The sequence below is a fragment of the Pseudomonas aylmerensis genome (assembly GCF_001702265.1).
Classification (GTDB): domain Bacteria; phylum Pseudomonadota; class Gammaproteobacteria; order Pseudomonadales; family Pseudomonadaceae; genus Aquipseudomonas; species Aquipseudomonas aylmerensis.
This window is the reverse complement of sequence record NZ_MAUE01000040.1, coordinates 77,050-95,888: the sequence shown is the minus strand read 5'-3', so window position 1 is coordinate 95,888 and position 18,839 is coordinate 77,050. Positions and strand designations below refer to the sequence as shown.

The following is an 18,839-nucleotide window of genomic DNA, read 5'->3' as shown; positions in this document are numbered from 1 at the left end:
TTGAATTCCTGCGTTTACAGGGCGGTCACCTATAAGGACGACAGCGAGACGACAACGCAATGGAGGTGGTTATGAACCTTGCAATGACACTCTTCAGCCTGTTTGCCGGTTGGATGGCTATTGTGATTTCAATGATGTGGGGCGTACTGCGGGTGCTGCGCTGGCACCATGATTAGCACGCCGGATGGGCGCTACTTTGTGGTCAAGGGCCAACTCTGGCGCTGCACGGACCCGGCGCTGGATGACGCCACGCGACAACGCTGGGTCAATGACTTGATGGACGCCCGCCGCGCGGTCAAGGCGGCCAAGGCCAGCGGCGATCCCCAACAACTCAAGGCAGCACGCCAACAGGTGCAGCGCGCCAAGGTCGCCCTCGGCGAGCGCGGCCCCGTATGGTGGACCGATGGCAGTCCGGATTTCAATCGGTGCCAGGTTGCCAACACGCCCTATGCCGCCTGGTTCGAAAAACATCTCGACACGAAACCCCACTGAACTTTCTTGCAAACGGCACGTTCCTTTCCTATGCGAAGTCATCGCGCCCCCCATGGGCGCAGAACGATAAGGAGCCGCCACCCCCATGACCACCCTCCCCACCTACCGCTACACCCCAGGGCCGCTGCATGCGACGTTGCTCGCCGGCAGTGTGCCGCTGTTTCTCGGGGCCTTGCTCAGTGATATTGCCTACGGGCAGACCTACCAGATTCAATGGGCCAACTTCGCTTCCTGGCTGATCGCCGGCGCGTTGGTGTTCAGCGGTTTTGCACTGCTGTTCGCACTGGTCAATCTGCTGCGCGCCCGGCCCAAGGCTGGGCGCCCGACCGTGTACTTCCTGCTGTTGCTCGCGGCCTGGGTAGTGGGGCTGGTCAACGCCTTCCAGCATGCCAAGGACGCCTACGCCATGATGCCCACGGGCCTGGTGCTGTCGGCGATCGTCACGCTGCTGGCGGTGGCGGCGACGTGGACCGGCCTGACCAACCTGCGCTCGGGAGATGCCCAATGAAAACGTCCAGCACCCTGACCGTATTGAGTGCAGCGCTGCTGCTGAGCGCCTGCGGTGGCGAAGGTGACAAGACCCAGGCCCGCGGCCCCGACCCGAAGTTGCCGGAGCAGCAAAGCAGCCTGCTGCCGAGCATGAAGATCGCCGAACCGACGCCATGGGGCGAACAGAAACCCCAGGTCCCCGAGGGCTACAGCGTCACCGCCATTGCCACCGACCTGGCCATCCCGCGCCAGACCCTGGTGCTGCCCAACGGCGACATCCTCATCGCCGAAGGCCGTGGCGGCAGCGCGGCCAAGCTCAAGCCCAAGGACGTGATCGCCAGCGTGATCAAGGCCCAGGGCAACACCAAGGTCAAGGGCGGCAACCGCCTGACCCTGCTGCGGGATGCCGACGGTGATGGCACCTACGAACTGAAGACCGTGTTCGCCGACAACCTCAACGCGCCCTACGGCCTGGCGTTTGCCGACGGCAAGCTCTACGTCGCCAACCAGGACGCGCTGGTGCGCTTCGATTACGTCGACGGCCAGACCAAAGCCAGCGGGCCGCCGACCAAGGTCACCGACCTGCCGGCGCAGATCAACCACCACTGGACCAAATCCCTGGCCGTGAGCGCCGATGGCCGCCAGCTCTACGTGGGCATCGGCTCGAACAGCAACATCACCGAACGCGGCATGGAAGTCGAAATCGACCGCGCCATGGTCTGGCAGATCGACGCGCAAACCGGCGCCCACAAGCCCTACGCCACCGGCTTGCGCAACCCGACGGCGTTGACCATCCAGCCCGATTCCGGGCAACTGTGGACGGTGGTCAACGAACGCGACGAGCTGGGCCCGGACCTGGTGCCCGACTACCTGACTTCAGTACGCGAAGGCGCCTTCTACGGCTGGCCCTACAGCTACTGGGGCCAGAACGTCGACCCGCGCGCCCAACCACAGAACCCGGCCAAAGTCGCTGCCGCGATCAAGCCGGACTACAGCCTGGGCTCCCACGTGGCGGCACTCGGCGTGGACTTCTCCATCCCGGCCCTGGGCGAGAAATTCGCCGACGGTGTGTTTGTCGGCGAACACGGCAGTTGGAACCGCGACAACCCTGTGGGCTACAAAGTGATCTTCGTGCCGTTCAGCAATGGCAAGCCTTCCGGCGAGCCGATCGACTTCGCCACCGGCTTTCGCGGCGACGACGGCAAGACCCGCGGGCGCCCGGTGGGCGTGACGGTGGACCCGAAAGGTGCGCTGATCATCGCCGACGACCTGGCCAACACCGTTTGGCGGGTGACGCGTAACCGCTGAGTAAAATGTTTGACTTGGTTGCCTGAAGCAACAATATAATTGCTTCAGGCAACCATTCGAGCATCCGCCATGTCTACACCCCAGCTTGTCGAACGCGCCGGCATCGTGCGCGGCTTCAACCGCTTCTATACCCACCAGATCGGCGTGCTGCAGGAACACCTGCTGCAGAGCGATTTCTCCCTGACCGAAATCCGTGTGATGTACGAGTTGTCATCGCGAGGCGACCTGACCAGCGCCGACCTGTGCCAGATGCTCAGCCTTGACGCGGGTTACCTGAGCCGGCTGACCAGCGGCCTGGAAAAAAACCGCCTGATCCAGAAAGTCCGTTCGCCCACCGACGCACGTGCGGTGCTGTTGCACCTCAGTGATCTGGGCCGCGCCGTGCTGGCCCCGCTGGAGCAGCAGACGCAGAACGAAGTCATCGCCCTGCTCGATGCCCTGCCCGACGCCCAGCAACGCCAACTCACCGGCGCGATGCAACGCATCCAGGCCCTGCTGCAAGGCACTGCGCCGACCTACCTGCTGCGCGACCCGCAACCTGGCGACATGGGCCTGGTGGTGCAACAGCAATCGGCCTTGTACGCGCGTGAATATGGCTGGAACTGGGAGTTCGAAGCGCTGGTGGCGGAGATTGTCGCCAAGTACCTGCGCGAGTTTGACCCAACGTGCGAGCGCTGCTGGATTGCGGAAAAGGACGGCGAGGTGGTGGGTTCGGTGTTTGTGGTGCGCCATGACGCCACCACCGCCAAGTTGCGCATGCTGTATGTCGACGCCAGCGCCCGAGGCATGGGGATTGGCCAGCGGCTGGTGGATGAATGCCTGCGTTTTGCCCGGCAGGCCGGCTATACAAGCATGCTGCTGTGGACGGTGAACATCCTCACCGACGCGCGCAAGCTGTATCAGAAGGCGGCCTTCGAACTGACCGAGGAGGAACCCACCGTCAGTTTCGGCAAGACCCTGGTCAGTGAGACGTGGGTACGCGCACTGTAGAAAAATACCTCCCGCGCTGTACTCGGCGCGGGAGGCCAGGCGTTACAAATCAGTGATTTCCTTGTGGCGCGGCACCAGCGTTTTCATCACGCTCCACGCTACCAGGTAGGCCAGCGCACAGATCGCGAACATGATCATGTAGCCGGTATGGATATCGTTGATCGACTTGTAGTAATCAAATACCCAGCCGCCGATCTTGGTCATCACCACCCCGCCGATACCGCCGGCCATACCGCCGATGCCGACCACCGAGGCCACGGTTTTCTGCGGGAACATGTCGGACACGGTGGTGAAGATATTGCACGACCACGCCTGATGCGCCGACGCCCCAACCCCGATCAGCAGCACCGGCACCCAGAAGCTGATGTAGCCCAGCGGCTGCGCCAGCAATACCACCAGCGGGAACAGCGCGATCACCAGCATGGCTTTCATGCGACCGTCGTACGGTGCGTCGCCGCGCGCCATGAAGTAGCTGGGGAACCAGCCGCCGCCGATGCTGCCGACCATGGTCATGCTGTACAGCACCGCCAGGGGCATGACGATGTCGGCGCCTTTCATGCCGTATTGCGCGGACAGGTAGGTGGGCAGCCAGAACAGGAAGAACCACCACACGCCGTCAGTCATGAACTTGCCGAAGGCGAAGGCCCAGGTCTGGCGGTAGGTGAGCAATTTGAACCACGAGACTTTTTTCTCCGGCGTGCCGGCCGGCGCCGCCGTGAACGGCTGCACGGTCTGGTCGCTGCGGATATACGCCAGCTCTTCAGCGGACAGGCGTTTTTGCTGGTCGGGTTTTTCGTACAGCGCCGACCACACCGCCACCCGCACGAAGCCCAACATGCCGATCACCATGAAGGCGGCTTCCCAGCCCCACAGGCCGGCAATCAATGGCACGCAGATGGGGGCCAGGATCGCGCCTACGTTGGCGCCGGAGTTGAAGATACCGGTGGCCAGCGAGCGTTCTTTCTTCGGGAAATACTCGGCAGTGGCCTTGATCGCGATCGGGAAGTTACCCGCCTCGCCAATCGCCAGTACCGCGCGGGAGAGCATGAAGCCGGCAATCGACACCGGAATCACCGCCAGCCCGATCGCCCCGCTGACCGCCGCGATGCCCTCGCCCATCGGCACCGCGAACGCGTGCATGATTGCGCCGGTGGACCAGATGCCAATCGCCACGACATACGCGGCCTTGGTGCCGATCTTGTCGACGAAGCGCCCGGCGAACAGCATCGAAATCGCGTAGACGAACTGGAACACAGCGGCAATGTTGGCGTAGTCGGTGTTGCTCCAGCCAAATTGCGTCGACAACTGCGGCGCCAGCAGGCTGAGCACCTGGCGGTCGAGGTAGTTGACGGTGGTCGCGAAAAACAACATCGCACAGATGGTCCAGCGATAGTTGCCTACCGCCTGGCCAACGCGGTGGGCGTTGATGGGCTCATTCAAGTTCATGGCATCACTTTTTATTTTTGTTAGTCAGGACATATGTAACGTCATATGTCGTCGTACAACTGTGACTTTTATAGCGGGCTGCCTGACGGCTGTCAATCTGAAAGATTGCGGTTTTTGTGGGGTATCACACCGGTGTAAAAACTGTCAGGCACGACAAGTTGTAGGATGACGCACGCACATGACCACGCTCGGGGCTTGGCCGGGTACGTCATCGAGTTCACCGAATGGCTGCATGCCGACTTTCTCCAGCACGCGAATCGAAGCGGCATGGTCCGGCCGCACCAAACCGAACACGGCGGGCAGCCCCAGGGTGTCAAACGCCAGCCTCAAGGCATCACGCGCGACTTCAGTGGCATAGCCCTGCCCCCAGGCCTCCACGGCAAAGCGATAACCCAGGTTGATGCGCGGTTGCGTGAGGTAGTTCAGCGGCGCAATACCGCCGAACCCGATGATGTGCGCCGGCGCTTCGCGCCGAGCAATCGCCCACCAGCCATAGCCATGCGCCGCCCATTGCTGCAGCCAGTGATCGAGCAGGCGCTGGGCCGCTGCCAGGTCTTGCATCGGGCCGGCCGGATTGAAGAGGTTGGTTTGCGGGTCACCGAAGATCGCGAACAATCGCGCCACATCCGTGGGCTGGGGCTGGCGGTAGGTAAGGCGTGGGGCGGTCATCGGCTAGCTCTCGTTTCTGTTTGTAGATAGAAGTGTGGCTGTTTGCGGCGCACCGACCTGGGGTGAGCTGACTTATGCTGAGCAGGCTTATGGTGTGCAAGCTTATGGTGAGCAGGCTTTTTGTGGTGAGCGGGCTTGCCCCGCGTTGGGCTGCGCAGCAGCCCCCATAAGTACCCCCTTTAAACATCAGGTATACCGTGGCGCCTGGTTTTGGGGCTGCTGCGCAGCCCAACGCGGGGCAAGCCCGCTCGCCACAAAAAAATCCAGTTCACTACAAAAAAATCCAGCTCACTATAAAGAAAGCTAGCTCACCCCAAACCAACCCCCCCATAAAACCCAATCGGTTTAAAACCAGTTTCCCCGCCAAGCAAAAAAACACAAATAGTGGTGAATTATTTCGTGTCCCCTTGTATCTGAAGTGACAGAGCGGTGCCATCGCAACGATGGCACCTCCCCTGTTCTGCTTTAGAGTGGCCCGCATGAAATTACGTAAGAAAAGCGTCAAACCCATCGGATTGAAAGACATCACCATCGTCGACGACACCAAGATGCGCAAGGCGATCACCGCCGCCGCCCTGGGTAACGCCATGGAATGGTTCGACTTCGGTGTCTACGGGTTCGTCGCCTATGTGTTGGGTAAAGTGTTCTTCCCGGACGCCTCGCCCAGTGTCCAAATGATCGCCGCCCTCGCCACCTTCTCCGTGCCTTTCCTGATTCGTCCGCTGGGCGGCCTGTTCTTCGGCGCGTTGGGGGATAAATACGGGCGACAGAAAGTCCTCGCCGCGACCATCGTGATCATGTCGCTGAGTACCTTCGCCATCGGCTTGATTCCAGGCTACGCCTCCATCGGCATCTGGGCACCGATCCTGTTGCTGCTGTGCAAGATGGCCCAGGGTTTCTCGGTGGGCGGCGAGTACACCGGCGCGTCGATTTTCGTTGCCGAATATGCGCCAGACCGCAAGCGCGGCTTCCTCGGCAGTTGGCTGGATTTTGGCTCGATTGCCGGCTTCGTGCTGGGTGCGGGTGTAGTGGTGCTGATTTCCAGCGTGCTCGGCGAAGCGGACTTCGAGGCCTGGGGCTGGCGCCTGCCGTTCTTCCTGGCCCTGCCCCTGGGCATCATCGGCCTGTACCTGCGCCATGCGCTGGAAGAGACCCCGGCGTTCCAACAACATGTCGACAAGCTTGAACAAGGCGACCGCGAAGGCCTGACCCACGGCCCGAAAGTGTCGTTCAAGGAAATCGCCACCAAGCATTGGCGCAGCCTGCTGACCTGCATCGGTATCGTCGCGGCCACCAACGTGACGTACTACATGCTGCTCACGTACATGCCCAGCTACCTCTCGCACAACCTGCACTACGCCGAAAACAGCGGCGTGCTGATCATCATCGCGATCATGGTCGGCATGCTGTTCGTGCAGCCGTTCATTGGCTTTGTCAGTGACAAGATCGGCCGCAAGCCTTTCATCATCGCCGGCAGCATCGGCCTGCTGTTCCTGGCCATCCCGGCGTTCATGCTGATCACCAGCGGCAAGACCGGGCTGATCTTCGCTGGCCTGCTGATCCTCGCGGTCGTGCTGAACTTCTTTATCGGCGTGATGGCTTCGACGCTGCCCGCGATGTTCCCCACCCACCTGCGCTACAGCGCGCTGGCCAGTGCGTTCAACGTGTCGGTATTGATCGCCGGCGTGACGCCAACCGCCGTGGCCTGGCTGGTGGAAAGCACCAATGACCTGTTCATGCCCGCCTACTACCTGATGGTGTTTGCCGTGATCGGCCTGATCACTGGCCTGACCATGAAGGAAACCGCCAACAAGCCTTTGCGCGGCGCAGCCCCGGCCGCCTCGGACATGGAAGAAGCCAAGGAACTCCTGCAGGAGCACCACGACAATATCGAGCAGAAAATCGAAGACATCGATGCCGAGATTGCCGCCCTGGAAGCCAAGCGCCAGAATCTGGTGCAGCAGCATCCACGGATTAATTAAGCCCTTACCCGGCGTGGCGGCCCCGGCCGTCGCGCCATTGGAGTGTCAAGCATGGTTTCAAGCGTCACCGCTGCACAATCGCTACTCAGCGCCGATGAACGCGCTGCCATCGCCGAAATAGAAGCCACCACCAGCATCCTGCAATTGGTCACCCGCCTGACCGGCATGCGCTTTGCCGGCATCGCCAAATTCACCGACCTTGAATGGATCGTCTGCTCCGTGCATGACACGGTCGACATGGGCATCCACGTCGACGACGTCCTCGACCTCGAAACCACCCTGTGCAGCGAGTTCTGCATCGACCCCCAGGCCCTGTTCATTCCGCAGATCAGCGACAACGGCCGCTTTGCATCGCGCCCGGTGGTCAAGCAATACGCGATCGAGAGCTACGCCGGTGCGCCGATATTCCTGCCCGACGGCCGCCTGTTTGGCGCGCTGTGCGCACTGGATTCGCGGTCGATGCTGTTTGATGACCCCAACCTGCCGGAAACCCTCAGCCTGTTTGCACGCCTGATCGGCTGCATTTTCTACGCTAATCTGACCCCCGCAGATCAGTGACCGCCGCCTTGCCACGCAACGCGGCCATGTCGCGTTTGGGTGGTACTCCAAACAGTCGGCTGTATTCGCGACTGAACTGCGACGGGCTTTCATAGCCAACCTTGAACGCAGCACTGGACACGTCCTGATGCTCGTTCAACATCAAGCGCCGCGCCTCGTTCAGGCGCAGCCATTTCTGATACTGCAATGGACTCATCGCCGTCAGCTGGCGAAAGTGATGGTGAAAGGTCGCGGCACTCATTTGCACGCGCGCGGCCAATTCATCTACGCGCAAAGGGCCGTGGTAATTGAGTTTCAGCCAGTCGATTGCCCGGGCAATCCGGTAACCCTGGCCGTCCACCGAACAGATCTGCCGCAGGCGACCAGCCTGATCACTTTGCAGCAGCCGGTAGTGAATCTCGCGTTGGACCAAGGGGGCCAGCACCGGTATCGCCTCAGGCTCATCAAGCAATTCCACCAGGCGCGCGAACGACGCCAGCATGCCGGTGGTGACCGTGCCGATTCCCACGCCTTTGAGCACCGCCCGCTCGCGCCTGGGCGGCGCCTCACTCTGGGCGATCAGCTCGGCGAGGATGCGCAGGTCAAGCTTGAAGGTCAGGCCGAGGCAGGGTTTTTCCGGGCTGGCGGTGAGCACTTCCGAGTTGGCGGGAATGTCCAGCGAGGTCACCAGGAAGCGCGAGGTGTCATAAGGGTAACCCTCGCCGCCCACCCACAGTCGCTTCTCGCCCTGGGCCACCAGCACGATGCTCGGCTCGACCATGCACACCACCGGGGTCGCCGGCTGCTCACGCCGATAAAAGCACAGGCCCGGGATCGGCATGGGGCTGTCCCCGGGTACCCGGACGCGCGCGCCAATGGCCTGGATCAGCACGTCCAGGGGCGTTGAATGAATGCTCATGAAGGGCCCTTTTTTCTGTTGATCGAACTGTACCGCGGCCGCCCGCAGGTGTCCCTGGCAAACGGCGAAACTCAGAGGATCAGGCAAGTAATCCACTGAAACGCACTACAGCTCGCGTGGCCGTGCCGGGAAAATGCGCAGACTCATTTTTCTCAAGGAACCGCTCATGAACAGCCTCTTGCTCGCCCTGGGTTTGCTGGTGACTTCTCTTTCTGCGCTGGGAGCCGATATGTCCAACGGTGCTGACAACTTCTATACGAGCGACAAGGTGACCGTCGAAAAAGTCACCTTCAACAACCAATATGGCATGGCCGTCGCAGGCAACCTGTTCGTGCCCAGACATCTCGCCCCCGACGCCAAGCTTGCCGCGATTGTCGTCGGCCACCCGATGGGCGCGGTCAAGGAACAGAGCGCCAACCTCTACGCCACCAAGATGGCCGAGCAGGGTTTCGTCAGCCTGTCACTGGACCTGTCGTACTGGGGTGCCAGCGCGGGCCAACCGCGCAACGCGGTACTGCCCGACCTCTACAGCGAAGACTTCAGCGCTGCCGTGGACTTTCTCGGCACCCGGCCCAACGTCGACCGCGAGCGCATAGGCGTGATCGGTATCTGCGGCAGCGGCAGTTTCGCCATCAGTGCGGCGAAGATCGACCCACGCCTCAAGGCCATCGCCACGGTCAGCCTGTACGACATGGGCGCGGCCAACCGTAACGGCCTCAAGCACGGCGTGACCCTCGCGCAACGTCGCCAGGTGCTGCTGCAGGCTGCCAACCAGCGCTACGTGGAGTTCCAGGGTGGCGAGACCGTGTACACCGGCGGCACCCCACACACCCTGACCGGTGATCCTGTGGGTGATGAGTTCTACGACTTCTACCGCACCCCGCGCGGCGAATTCACCCCGGCCGGGGCCTCGGCGCGCACCACCACGCGGCCGACGCTGACCAGCAATGTGAAGTTCATGAATTTCTACCCACTCAACGACATCGAGACGCTCTCCCCTCGCCCGCTGCTGTTGATCACCGGCGCCGGAGCGCACTCCCGCGAGTTCAGCGAGGACGCCTACCAGCGCGCCGCCGAGCCCAAGAAGCTGGTGATCATCCCCGACGCAGGCCATGTCGACCTCTACGACCGGGTCGACCTGATCCCTTTCGCCACGCTCACGGAATTTTTCAAAGGCAACCTGAAGTAATGGCCAATACCTCTAAAACTCACTGGGGCGCGGTGTTCGCCATGGCGCTGGCCGCCTTCGCCCTGGTCGCGTCAGAGTTCCTGCCGGTCAGCCTGCTGACCCCGCTGGCGGCCGACCTGCACATTACAGAGGGCCAGGCCGGCCAGGGTATCTCGGTGTCCGGGCTGTTTGCCTTGCTCACCAGCCTGGTGATCGCCAGCGTGGCGGCGCGGGTCGAGCGCAAGCGCCTGCTGCTGGCATTGACGCTGCTGATGATTCTCTCCGGCAGCGTGGTCGCCCTCGCGCCGAACTACCTGACGTTCATGCTCGGTCGCGCGCTGATCGGCGTGGCCATCGGCGGCTTCTGGTCCCTGTCGGCCGCCACCGCCATGCGCCTGGTGCCCACGGCCCAGGTCCCGCGCGCGCTGGCGCTGGTGAATGGCGGCAATGCGTTGGCCATGGTGATTGCGGCGCCGCTGGGCAGCTTTCTTGGCGGACTGATCGGCTGGCGGGGCGCGTTTTTCTGCGTCGTGCCGGTGGCCGCGATCGCGGCAGTGTGGCTGCTCGCGAGCCTGCCGACGATCAAGGCCGACGGCACGGCGAAAACCGGCAATGTGTTGCGGCTGATGAAACACACACCCGTGGCCTTGGGCATGCTCGCCGTCAGTGTGTTTTTCATGGGCCAGTTCATGCTGTTCACCTACCTGCGGCCATTTCTGGAAAGCGTCACCCAGGTCAGTGTGTCCACGCTGTCGCTGATGCTGCTGGTCCTCGGCCTGGCCGGGCTGGCCGGTACGTTGCTGATCGAACGTGTGCTCAAGCACAACCTGTTCGTGCCGTTGATTGCCATCCCGCTATTGATGGCAGGAATCGCCGTGCTGCTCGTCGCCCTCGGCCGTTCACCGATCATCACCACGGTCTTGCTGGGCGGTTGGGGCCTGGTGGCCACTGCCGCGCCGGTCGGCTGGTGGACCTGGCTGGCGCGCACGCTGCCCGAGGACGCCGAGGCTGGCGGCGGGTTGATGGTCGCGATCATCCAGTTGGCAATTGCGGCTGGGGCTACGGTCGGTGGCGTGACATTCGATCGCAGCGGCTACCCGGCGACGTTCGAACTGAGCGCCGCGTTGCTGGTGATTGCCGCCGTGCTTGCCGGCCTGGCCTCCCACCCGGCCTTGAGGTCTGCCGAAGCGCGCCGCGCTACCTGAAAAAATGACTCGGCGTCTTGCCAAACTGTTTCTTGAACATGCTGGTAAAGGCGCTCGGGCTGTCATAACCCAGCTCCAGGGCCACGTCGATGATCTTCTCTCCCACCGCAATACGCTCCAGCGCCAGCAGCAGCCGTGCCTGCTGGCGCCACTGGCCGAAAGTCATGCCGGTTTCCTTGCGGAACAGGCGCTGGATGGTTTTCTGGTCCAGGGCCAGGCGCTCGCTCCAGTCGGCTACGGTGGAGGCATCACCCGGATCCTCCTGCCACGCCTCGCAGATCTGATTGATGCGCGCGTCGGCGGGCTGCGGCAACGACAGCGGCAACGCCGGCAGCAGCGCCAGTTCGTCGAGGATCAGGTGCATGATCCGCGCATCCCGCGAATCCTCGGCGTACGGCGGCTTGAGGCTGACCGAGGCCTTGATCAGTTCGCTCAACAGCGGCGAAATGCTCACTGCCTTGGTCTCGGTCGGCAGGTTGGGAAAACTGTCGGGGCGCACGAACACGCTGCGCATTTTCAGCGCACCCACGCAACGCAGTGAATGCACCTGCCCGCTGGGCATCCAGAAACCGCGATTGGGCGGCACCGTCCACTGGTTATGCGCCGAATGCACCACCATCACGCCTTCGGTGGCGTACAACAGCTGGTGCTTTTCGTGGCGATGGTCGGGGATCACCCAGTTTTCCGGGTAGTCGGTGGCTGAGCTGATCACGGCCCAGTCGCCCGCATCGATCTCCTGCAGAAAAACATCGAGTGATTTAATCATTTCGCCCTTTTTGCGATGGTTGCTTCCCGAATTACGCGAGACAGGCATTTTCGGCGACTCTAGCATAACCATCGAAACAATTTGAAATGGACAGCCTGCTCAAGTACGGGCTGTCCCTGATCGCTGCCTTGTATGGAATGCCTGCATGTCGACCTTGACCGCATCACCTGCTGCCACCTCGAGTCCGCCTCAAGTAAGCCCGTTAGTCATGCGTATCCTCGGCGCCTGCGCCCTGGCGCATCTGATCAACGACCTGATCCAGGCCGTACTGCCCTCGATCTACCCGATGCTCAAGGCCAATTACGGGCTGAGCTTCACCCAGGTCGGCCTGATCACCCTGACATTCCAGCTGACCGCCTCGCTGCTGCAACCGTGGATCGGCTACCACACCGACCGTCATCCCAAGCCGTGGCTGCTGCCGGCCGGCATGGTGTGCACGCTGATCGGCATCCTGATGCTGGCGTTTGTCGGCAGCTTCCCGGCGATTCTGCTGGCGGCAGGCCTGGTGGGCGTCGGCTCGTCGACCTTCCACCCGGAAACCTCGCGCGTCGCGCGCCTGGCTTCCGGTGGGCGCTACGGCCTGGCGCAATCGACCTTCCAGGTCGGCGGTAACACCGGCAGTGCCCTCGGCCCGTTGCTCGCGGCGGCGATCATCATTCCCTACGGCCAGGGCCATATCGCCTGGTTCGGCCTGTTTGCGGTGTTCGCGATCCTGGTGCTCTATGGCTTGAGCCGCTGGTACCGCAACCACCTCAACCTGTTCAAGCTCAAGCAAGGCAGCAAAGCCACCCACGGCCTGTCGAAACGCCGGGTGACGTTTGCCCTGGTGGTGCTGGCGGTGCTGGTGTTCTCCAAGTACTTCTACATGTCCAGCCTGACCAGCTACTTCACCTTCTACCTGATCGAGAAATTCAACCTGTCGGTGGCCAATTCGCAGCTGTACCTGTTCCTGTTCCTCGGTGCAGTGGCGGCGGGCACATTTTTTGGCGGCCCGATTGGCGACAAGATCGGCCGCAAGAAGGTCATCTGGTTCTCGATCCTCGGCGCCGCGCCCTTCACCCTCGCCCTGCCCTACGTCGATCTGTTCTGGACCGCCGTGCTCAGCGTGGTGATCGGCTTTATCCTGGCCTCGGCCTTTTCGGCCATCGTGGTGTTCGCCCAGGAACTGGTGCCAGGCAACGTCGGCATGATCGCCGGGGTGTTCTTCGGCCTGATGTTCGGCTTCAGCGGGATCGGCGCGGCCTTGCTCGGCCTGCTCGCCGATAACCATGGCATCGAGTATGTCTACAAGCTGTGCTCGTTCCTGCCGCTGGTGGGCATCCTGACCATCCTGTTGCCGTCGACCAAAGGCGTCTAGACCGCCGGTCATCGGATGGCTGTGTGCCATCACCCTAAGTGTTCTGAAAAACCTGCGTGTGCGCTTACAATCCCGGTTTAAACGCACACCCAGGCAGACCCGGCACGAAATGACGCTCGACCCTCCCACGATCTTGGCACTCACCGTTGCCCTGGCAGCCGCTGCCGCCCTGTACCTGGCCGTTGAATGGCGCAGCGTACGCGAACCTTCGCTGCTGTTCTGGAGCGCCGGTTTCGCCACCATTACCCTCGGTTCAACCCTGGCCCTGCTGCGCAGCAGCGGTTTCCTGATGATCGGCATCTGGTTCGCCAACGGCCTGCTGGTGGCTGCGCACCTGTTGTTTTTACTCGGCGTGGCGCGGTTCACCCAGGTGCGCCTCTCGCGCCTGTGGTGGTTGCTGCTGGTGGCCTGGCTCGGGATGCTGATGCTGCCGGCTGACCTGCCCTGGTCCAAGGCCATGCTCGGCGTGCAATCGCTGCTGGTGGCGCTGCCGACGCTGCGCGCGAGCTTCCTGCTGCGTCCGCACGGTAAATCGCTGAGCATCGGCGCGGTGCAACTGCGGTACGTGCTGCTGATCCATGGCGTGTTCTATCTGGCCAAGGCGCTGTCGGTGCTGATCCCCGGCACGTTGATCGACCTTGCCGCGTTCAAGGGCGAAATTATCCAGGTGTCGCTGGTGGAAGGCGCCATGGCGATCATGCTGATCGCACTGTCGATGACCGGCTCGGAACGCTACCGGCGCGAACAACAGATCGCCCGCCTCGCCGCCCGCGACCCGCTGACCGCGCTGTACAACCGCCGCGCCCTCGACTTGCGCGCGCCACGCCTGCTGGCCCAGGTATCACCGGCGCAACCGGGTGCGCTGCTGCTGATCGACATCGATAACTTCAAAGGGGTCAACGACCTTTACGGCCACACGGCCGGCGACCGCCTGCTGATCGCCCTGAGCGAGATGATCCGCAGTGTGGTGCCCCGTGGCGCACTGGCCGCACGCCTGGGCGGTGACGAATTTGTGATCCTGCTCACCCCGGCGTCGAGCGAGCAGATCATCGAACTGGGCAGCAGCCTGCGCGACCAGTTTTATCAACTGGCCGCGCAGACCGTGCCTACCCCGCAGCCGGTGACCCTGAGCATCGGCGCCAACCTGTTCGACCAACCGCCGGCGAGCCTCACCGCATTGATCGAGCAAGGCGACACCACGTTGTATGAATCCAAGCGTGGCGGGCGCGATAGCATCCGGTTGGTGGACCGCCGGACGATGCAGGCGCCCTAGTGACGCCGCAATCGGCCCGGCGTTGACGCGCCAACGCCGGCAAGCCAACGCCTACAGGTCGTAGTTAACGGCCACGCTGCGCCCGGTCTGCACCGAAGCCAATGCGCAATCGGCCAGGTGCAGGGCGTACAGGCCGTCGCGCATGCTGGTGGGCAGTGCGTGGCCGTGGTTCAGCGCCTCGATGAACTGCGTCAGCTCATTGCGATAAGCATCGGCGTAGCGCTCCAGGAAGAAGTGCTGCAGCGGTTCCAGCGCCTCGGTGTGTTCGGCGCTCCAGTGGCGCACGGTACTGGGACGATGGTTATCGGTGAGCAACACGCCGTTGGCGCCGGAAACTTCGACCCGCTGGTCGTACCCGTACACCGCCTGGCGGCAGCAGTTGATATGGCATTGCTTGCCCGAGGCGGTGCGCAGCAGGACCATCACGCTGTCGTAGTCGTCGATCGCTTCCAGGCTCGGGTCCACCAGGCGGCTGGCGATGGCGCTGACTTGCACCGGCTCTTCGCCGAGCAAGTGGCGGGCGGTGTCGAAGTCGTGGATGGTCATGTCGCGCAGGATGCCGCCGGAGTGTTCGAGGTAATCGCGGGGCGCGAGGCCGGGGTCGCGGCTGGTGATGATGACCTGGCGCACTGCGCCGATCTGCCCGGCGTCGAGGGCCTGGCGCAGGCGCAGCATGTCGGGGTCGAAGCGCCGGTTGAAGCCGAGCATCACCTTGCCGCCCTGGCGCTCCACCGCTTGGGCGGCGCTGCGGGCCTTGGCGATATCAAGATCGATGGGCTTCTCGCAGAGCACCGCCTTGCCTTCGGCGACCGCCGCCAGCAGCAGATCGACATGGGTGTCGGTGGGCGTGCCGATCACCACGGCGTCGATGTCCTTGCGCGTCAGCGCGGCGGCGCAATCGTAGGCCGCCTCGCAGCCCAGTTGCGCGCTGAGCGCATCGACGCCTTCGCGCCAGGGGTCAGCCACCAGCACCAGCGTGGCATTGGGATGGGCGGCGACGTTGGCGGCGTGGATCTTGGCGATGCGCCCGGCACCCAGAACGGCGATACGTAGCATGGTCGAACTCCTGATGTTGTTATTGAGGGAGATTCAGTCCGGCAGGTTGAACGGCGTGACGATCTGTACCTGTGACGGCGCAATCGGGCCGGCCTTCCATAACCGGTGGTAGTGCAGGATGTGCAGGAACACGTGGCGGGCATCGATCTGCAGGTTGTGATCGATGATCGCGGCGATTTTTTCGTCGAGCAGCAACTGGCGGTTTTCCTGGTCGAGGTCGTGGCCGATAAACACCTCCAGCGGGCGATCAAGCGCGGCGAAGGCATCGACAATCGCGCGGTTGCCGCCGCCGACGCTGTACACCGCCTTGAGGTCGGGATGCTGTTGCAGCGCCTCGGTGACCCGCTCGAACGTGCGCGCATATACGCCGTAGCCACCACTGATATCGAGCACGCGCAAGTGCGGGGCACGCCCGCGCAGCCAGGCACGAAAGCCCATCTCGCGCTCCTCTTCGCCGCGAAACAGCTCGCTGCCGATCACCACCGCGACGTCCTGGGGCTGCGTCGGCAACCAGCGCGACATCAGGTAGGCGGCGGTCTGGCCGGCGGTGCGGTTGTCCATGCCGACGTAGCCGATGCGCTCGCTTTGCGGCAGATCCGTGACCAGGGTCACCACCGGAATCCCCGCCGCGATCAGTTGCTTGACCGCCTGGTTCACCGCCGGCTCATCGGCCGCTTTGAGCACCACGCCCTGGCTGCCGGTGTCGAGGCACCGCAGCAACTGGTCGTGCATGGCCTGCGGCTCGATTTCTTCGAACAGGTGAAAACGCGGGGCAATCCGAAACGGCGCCAGGCTCGCCAACTGCGCGGTGATTGCCGCCTGCACCGCCGCGCTGAAGCGTTGCGGGGTGTGCATGATCACGTCGACATGAAACGTGCGCCCCACCGCCAGGCCGTTTTTCTCCTGGGCCTCCAATTCCTCCAGCGCCTGCTCGATCCGCCGCCGGGTCTGCGCGTGCACGCTGCCGCGCTGGTGCAGCACGCGGTCGACCGTGGCTTTGCTCACCCCGGCCTGGGTGGCGAGTTGCTTGATGGAGAAATGTTTTGCGCGTTCGAGCATGGGTTTCGCCTGAGGTGTTTTTGAGGTCTTTTTTGGGCGTTACTGAGGTTTTGCAATGCTAGTCTCAGTTTTGCCCGGCGTCGAGCCGGACGATCCACAACAACAAGAATCCAGGAGAAACTGCATGCCCTCTACCGATCTCGCCACCTCGTTTTCAGGTCAATACTTTGTCGTCACTGGCAGCACCCAGGGCCTCGGCGCGGCAGTCGCCCACACCCTGGCGCGCCGTGGCGCCGCCGGGCTGATCATCTGCGGGCGCCGCCGCGCCCAGGGCGAAGAGCAGGTGCGACTGCTGGCTGAACTCGATTGCCCGGCGTTTTTTGTCGAGGCCGACCTTGAGAAAGTCGAGGATTGTCGCGCGATCATCGAGGCGGCACGCACCCACTTCGGCACCTTGCACGGGCTGGTGAACTGCGCGGGCATGTCGGATCGCGGCACCATTCTCGATACCTCGCCGCAGCTGTTTGATCGGTTGATGGCGGTGAACGTGCGCGCACCGTTCTTCCTGATGCAGGACGCATTGAAACTGATGATCAGCAACGGTGTGGAAGGCGCCGTGGTGAATATCCAAAGCGTGACCGGGCACGGCGGGCAGTCGTTCCTCAGTGCTTACGCGGCGTCCAAGGGCGCGCTGGCGATTCTGACCAAGAACGTCGCGTTCAGCGCGCTGCGCAACCGCATCCGCGTCAATGGCCTGAATATCGGCTGGATGGACACGCCCCACGAGGATGAAATCCAGCGCCACTATCACGGTGCCGAGGATGGCTGGCTGGCCAAGGCCGAAAGCGCGCAGCCGTTCGGGCGCCTGCTCAAGCCCGAGGAGGTCGCGCAAAGCGTGGCGTTTTTGCTGTCACGCGAGTCGGGGATGATGACCGGCTCGATCATCGACCTGGAACAAGGCGTGGTCGGTTGCACCGACGGCGGTAGCCCGCAACCGCACCAGGCGCTGAGCCTGCCAGGAGGTGCGTGATGTCCGCATTCGTGACCGAAGAGGCCGTGCGCCTGGCTGACTTCAGCCGCGTCTGCGCGCAGAAGGCGCATGCCGAGGACTATCCGCTGGCCGCTGAAGTGGTCAGCAACGTGCCGATCTACCAGGCGCAGACCTTGCGCAACAGCGACCGCCTTGCGGTCATGAACGAACTGCATCGACTGTTTCGCGACGGGCCGGGGGTAATGGTGGTGCGCCGCGCCTATGAAGACCTGGAGGTGGTGGATCGGCACAGCCAGGTGTTCGACGCGATCTTCGCGCATGAGGCCGCGCAAGGTGTGGCCGCCGACCACTTTGCCAAGGCCGGCAGCAACGGGCGCATCTGGAACGCGTTGCAAAAGGCCGCGTTGCAGTCGCCGGAATCGTTTGTCGAGTATTACGCCAACCCGTTGCTGGGGCTGATCGCCGAGGCGTGGCTGGGCCCGAGTTACCAGGTCACGGCGCAGGTAAACGTGGTGCACCCCGGCGGCCAGGCGCAACAGCCGCACCGCGATTATCACTTGGGCTTCCAGACCGTCGAGGTGGTGGAGCGCTTCCCCCTGCCCTTGCACCTGCTGTCGCAGTACCTGACGTTGCAGGGCGCGGTGGCTCACTCGGACATGCCGCTGGAAACCGGCCCGACCCAGCTGCTGCCGTTTTCCCAGCAATACGCCCTGGGCTACCTGGCCTGGCGCCGCGCAGAGTTTATCGACTACTTCCAGCACCATGCCGTGCAACTGCCACTGAACAAGGGCGACCTGCTGTTCTTCAATCCGGCGCTGTTCCATGCCGCCGGCACCAATCGCACCGCCGACTGCCAGCGCATGGCCAATCTGCTGCAAATCTCCTCGGCGTTCGGCAAGCCCATGGAAGCCCTCGACCGTGACCGCATGATGCTGGCGGTGTACCCGGCGTTGCTGGCCAATACCGGCCTGGACGCGCAGGCGGTTGCTGCGGTGGTGGCCTGCACCGCCGACGGCTATGCCTTCCCGACCAACCTCGACACCGACCCACCCTTGCACGGCCTGGCACCGCAAACCGGACAGGCACTGATGCTGCAAGCCCTCGACGAACGCTGGACACCTGCAGACTTCGCGGCGGCCGTCGTGCAGCTGCGGGCCAAGCGACAGGCGTGATGCTTTAACAACAACAAAAA

At 63.1% G+C, this 18,839-nt stretch carries 18 protein-coding genes; 12 read left to right on the top strand and 6 right to left on the bottom strand.

Going from position 1 to position 18,839, the window contains the following annotated elements; translation table 11 throughout:
- Nucleotides 1-168: 168 nt before the first annotated feature.
- The 4 genes from BBG20_RS24530 (at nt 169) to BBG20_RS24515 (ending at nt 3,279) form a co-directional block, all read left to right on the top strand.
- A complete protein-coding gene (locus tag BBG20_RS24530) occupies nt 169-492 on the top strand; it encodes a hypothetical protein (RefSeq protein WP_065908037.1) in 324 nt (107 codons plus the stop codon).
- 85 nt (nt 493-577) lie between these two features.
- The gene (locus tag BBG20_RS24525; protein ID WP_065908035.1) at nt 578-1,000 is read left to right on the top strand and encodes a DUF2231 domain-containing protein; all 423 of its coding nucleotides are present in this window, start codon (nt 578-580) and stop codon (nt 998-1,000) included.
- Entirely contained in the window at nt 997-2,289 is a 1,293-nt protein-coding gene (locus BBG20_RS24520; protein WP_065908033.1) for a PQQ-dependent sugar dehydrogenase, read from the top strand. The genes BBG20_RS24525 and BBG20_RS24520 overlap by 4 nt, the downstream gene beginning before the upstream one ends.
- A gap of 69 nt (nt 2,290-2,358) precedes the next feature.
- Nucleotides 2,359-3,279, top strand: coding sequence for a bifunctional helix-turn-helix transcriptional regulator/GNAT family N-acetyltransferase (locus BBG20_RS24515; protein WP_065908031.1), 921 nt, complete (start codon nt 2,359-2,361; stop codon nt 3,277-3,279).
- A 42-nt stretch (nt 3,280-3,321) separates the two neighbouring features.
- On the opposite strand, the gene BBG20_RS24510 is transcribed toward BBG20_RS24515, so the two are convergent.
- Together BBG20_RS24510 and BBG20_RS24505 are read right to left on the bottom strand one after the other, a co-directional pair.
- Nucleotides 3,322-4,725 carry an MFS transporter gene (locus BBG20_RS24510; protein ID WP_065908029.1) on the bottom strand — a complete coding sequence of 468 codons (1,404 nt, stop codon included), beginning with the start codon at nt 4,723-4,725 and terminating at the stop codon, nt 3,322-3,324.
- 144 nt (nt 4,726-4,869) lie between these two features.
- On the bottom strand, nt 4,870-5,394 hold the full coding sequence (locus BBG20_RS24505) for a GNAT family N-acetyltransferase (RefSeq protein WP_065908027.1): 525 nt from the start codon (nt 5,392-5,394) through the stop codon (nt 4,870-4,872).
- A gap of 479 nt (nt 5,395-5,873) precedes the next feature.
- Between BBG20_RS24505 and proP the strand changes: the two genes are divergently transcribed.
- Together proP and BBG20_RS24495 are read left to right on the top strand one after the other, a co-directional pair.
- Nucleotides 5,874-7,376, top strand: coding sequence for a glycine betaine/L-proline transporter ProP (proP, locus tag BBG20_RS24500; RefSeq protein WP_065908025.1), 1,503 nt, complete (start codon nt 5,874-5,876; stop codon nt 7,374-7,376).
- A 51-nt stretch (nt 7,377-7,427) separates the two neighbouring features.
- Nucleotides 7,428-7,934 (top strand): GAF domain-containing protein, encoded by a 507-nt coding sequence (locus tag BBG20_RS24495; protein WP_065908023.1) that lies wholly within the window; start codon nt 7,428-7,430, stop codon nt 7,932-7,934.
- Here the strand turns inward: BBG20_RS24495 and BBG20_RS24490 are convergent.
- Nucleotides 7,909-8,832, bottom strand: coding sequence for an AraC family transcriptional regulator (locus BBG20_RS24490; RefSeq protein ID WP_065908021.1), 924 nt, complete (start codon nt 8,830-8,832; stop codon nt 7,909-7,911). The genes BBG20_RS24495 and BBG20_RS24490 overlap by 26 nt on opposite strands.
- A 166-nt stretch (nt 8,833-8,998) precedes the next feature.
- Here BBG20_RS24490 and BBG20_RS24485 point away from each other — a divergent pair, with 166 nt between their 5' ends.
- Both BBG20_RS24485 and BBG20_RS24480 read left to right on the top strand, forming a co-directional pair.
- Nucleotides 8,999-10,021: an alpha/beta hydrolase gene (locus BBG20_RS24485; RefSeq protein ID WP_065908020.1), complete on the top strand. Its 1,023-nt coding sequence runs from the start codon at nt 8,999-9,001 to the stop codon at nt 10,019-10,021.
- Complete coding sequence (locus BBG20_RS24480) at nt 10,021-11,205, top strand: MFS transporter (RefSeq protein WP_065908018.1); 1,185 nt, start codon at nt 10,021-10,023, stop codon at nt 11,203-11,205. Before BBG20_RS24485 ends, BBG20_RS24480 begins: the two co-directional genes overlap by 1 nt.
- Here BBG20_RS24480 and BBG20_RS24475 read toward each other — a convergent pair.
- Nucleotides 11,198-12,019, bottom strand: a complete 822-nt coding sequence (locus tag BBG20_RS24475) for an AraC family transcriptional regulator (protein WP_065908017.1) — start codon at nt 12,017-12,019, stop codon at nt 11,198-11,200. The genes BBG20_RS24480 and BBG20_RS24475 overlap by 8 nt on opposite strands.
- Before the next feature lie 97 nt (nt 12,020-12,116).
- Here BBG20_RS24475 and BBG20_RS24470 point away from each other — a divergent pair, with 97 nt between their 5' ends.
- Nucleotides 12,117-13,328, top strand: a complete 1,212-nt coding sequence (locus BBG20_RS24470; protein WP_065908015.1) for an MFS transporter — start codon at nt 12,117-12,119, stop codon at nt 13,326-13,328.
- A gap of 109 nt (nt 13,329-13,437) precedes the next feature.
- On the top strand, nt 13,438-14,601 hold the full coding sequence (locus BBG20_RS24465) for a GGDEF domain-containing protein (RefSeq protein ID WP_065908013.1): 1,164 nt from the start codon (nt 13,438-13,440) through the stop codon (nt 14,599-14,601).
- Nucleotides 14,602-14,652: 51 nt separating this feature from the next.
- On the opposite strand, the gene iolG is transcribed toward BBG20_RS24465, so the two are convergent.
- A complete protein-coding gene (gene iolG, locus BBG20_RS24460; protein WP_065908011.1) occupies nt 14,653-15,657 on the bottom strand; it encodes an inositol 2-dehydrogenase in 1,005 nt (334 codons plus the stop codon).
- Nucleotides 15,658-15,690: 33 nt separating this feature from the next.
- Nucleotides 15,691-16,716: a LacI family DNA-binding transcriptional regulator gene (locus tag BBG20_RS24455; RefSeq protein ID WP_065908008.1), complete on the bottom strand. Its 1,026-nt coding sequence runs from the start codon at nt 16,714-16,716 to the stop codon at nt 15,691-15,693.
- Between the two features lie 124 nt (nt 16,717-16,840).
- On the opposite strand from BBG20_RS24455, the gene BBG20_RS24450 reads away from it, so the two are divergent.
- Both BBG20_RS24450 and BBG20_RS24445 read left to right on the top strand, forming a co-directional pair.
- On the top strand, nt 16,841-17,686 hold the full coding sequence (locus BBG20_RS24450) for an SDR family oxidoreductase (RefSeq protein ID WP_065908005.1): 846 nt from the start codon (nt 16,841-16,843) through the stop codon (nt 17,684-17,686).
- Nucleotides 17,686-18,819, top strand: coding sequence for a phytanoyl-CoA dioxygenase family protein (locus tag BBG20_RS24445; RefSeq protein WP_065908004.1), 1,134 nt, complete (start codon nt 17,686-17,688; stop codon nt 18,817-18,819). The genes BBG20_RS24450 and BBG20_RS24445 overlap by 1 nt, the downstream gene beginning before the upstream one ends.
- The last annotated feature ends 20 nt before the right edge of the window (nt 18,820-18,839 follow it).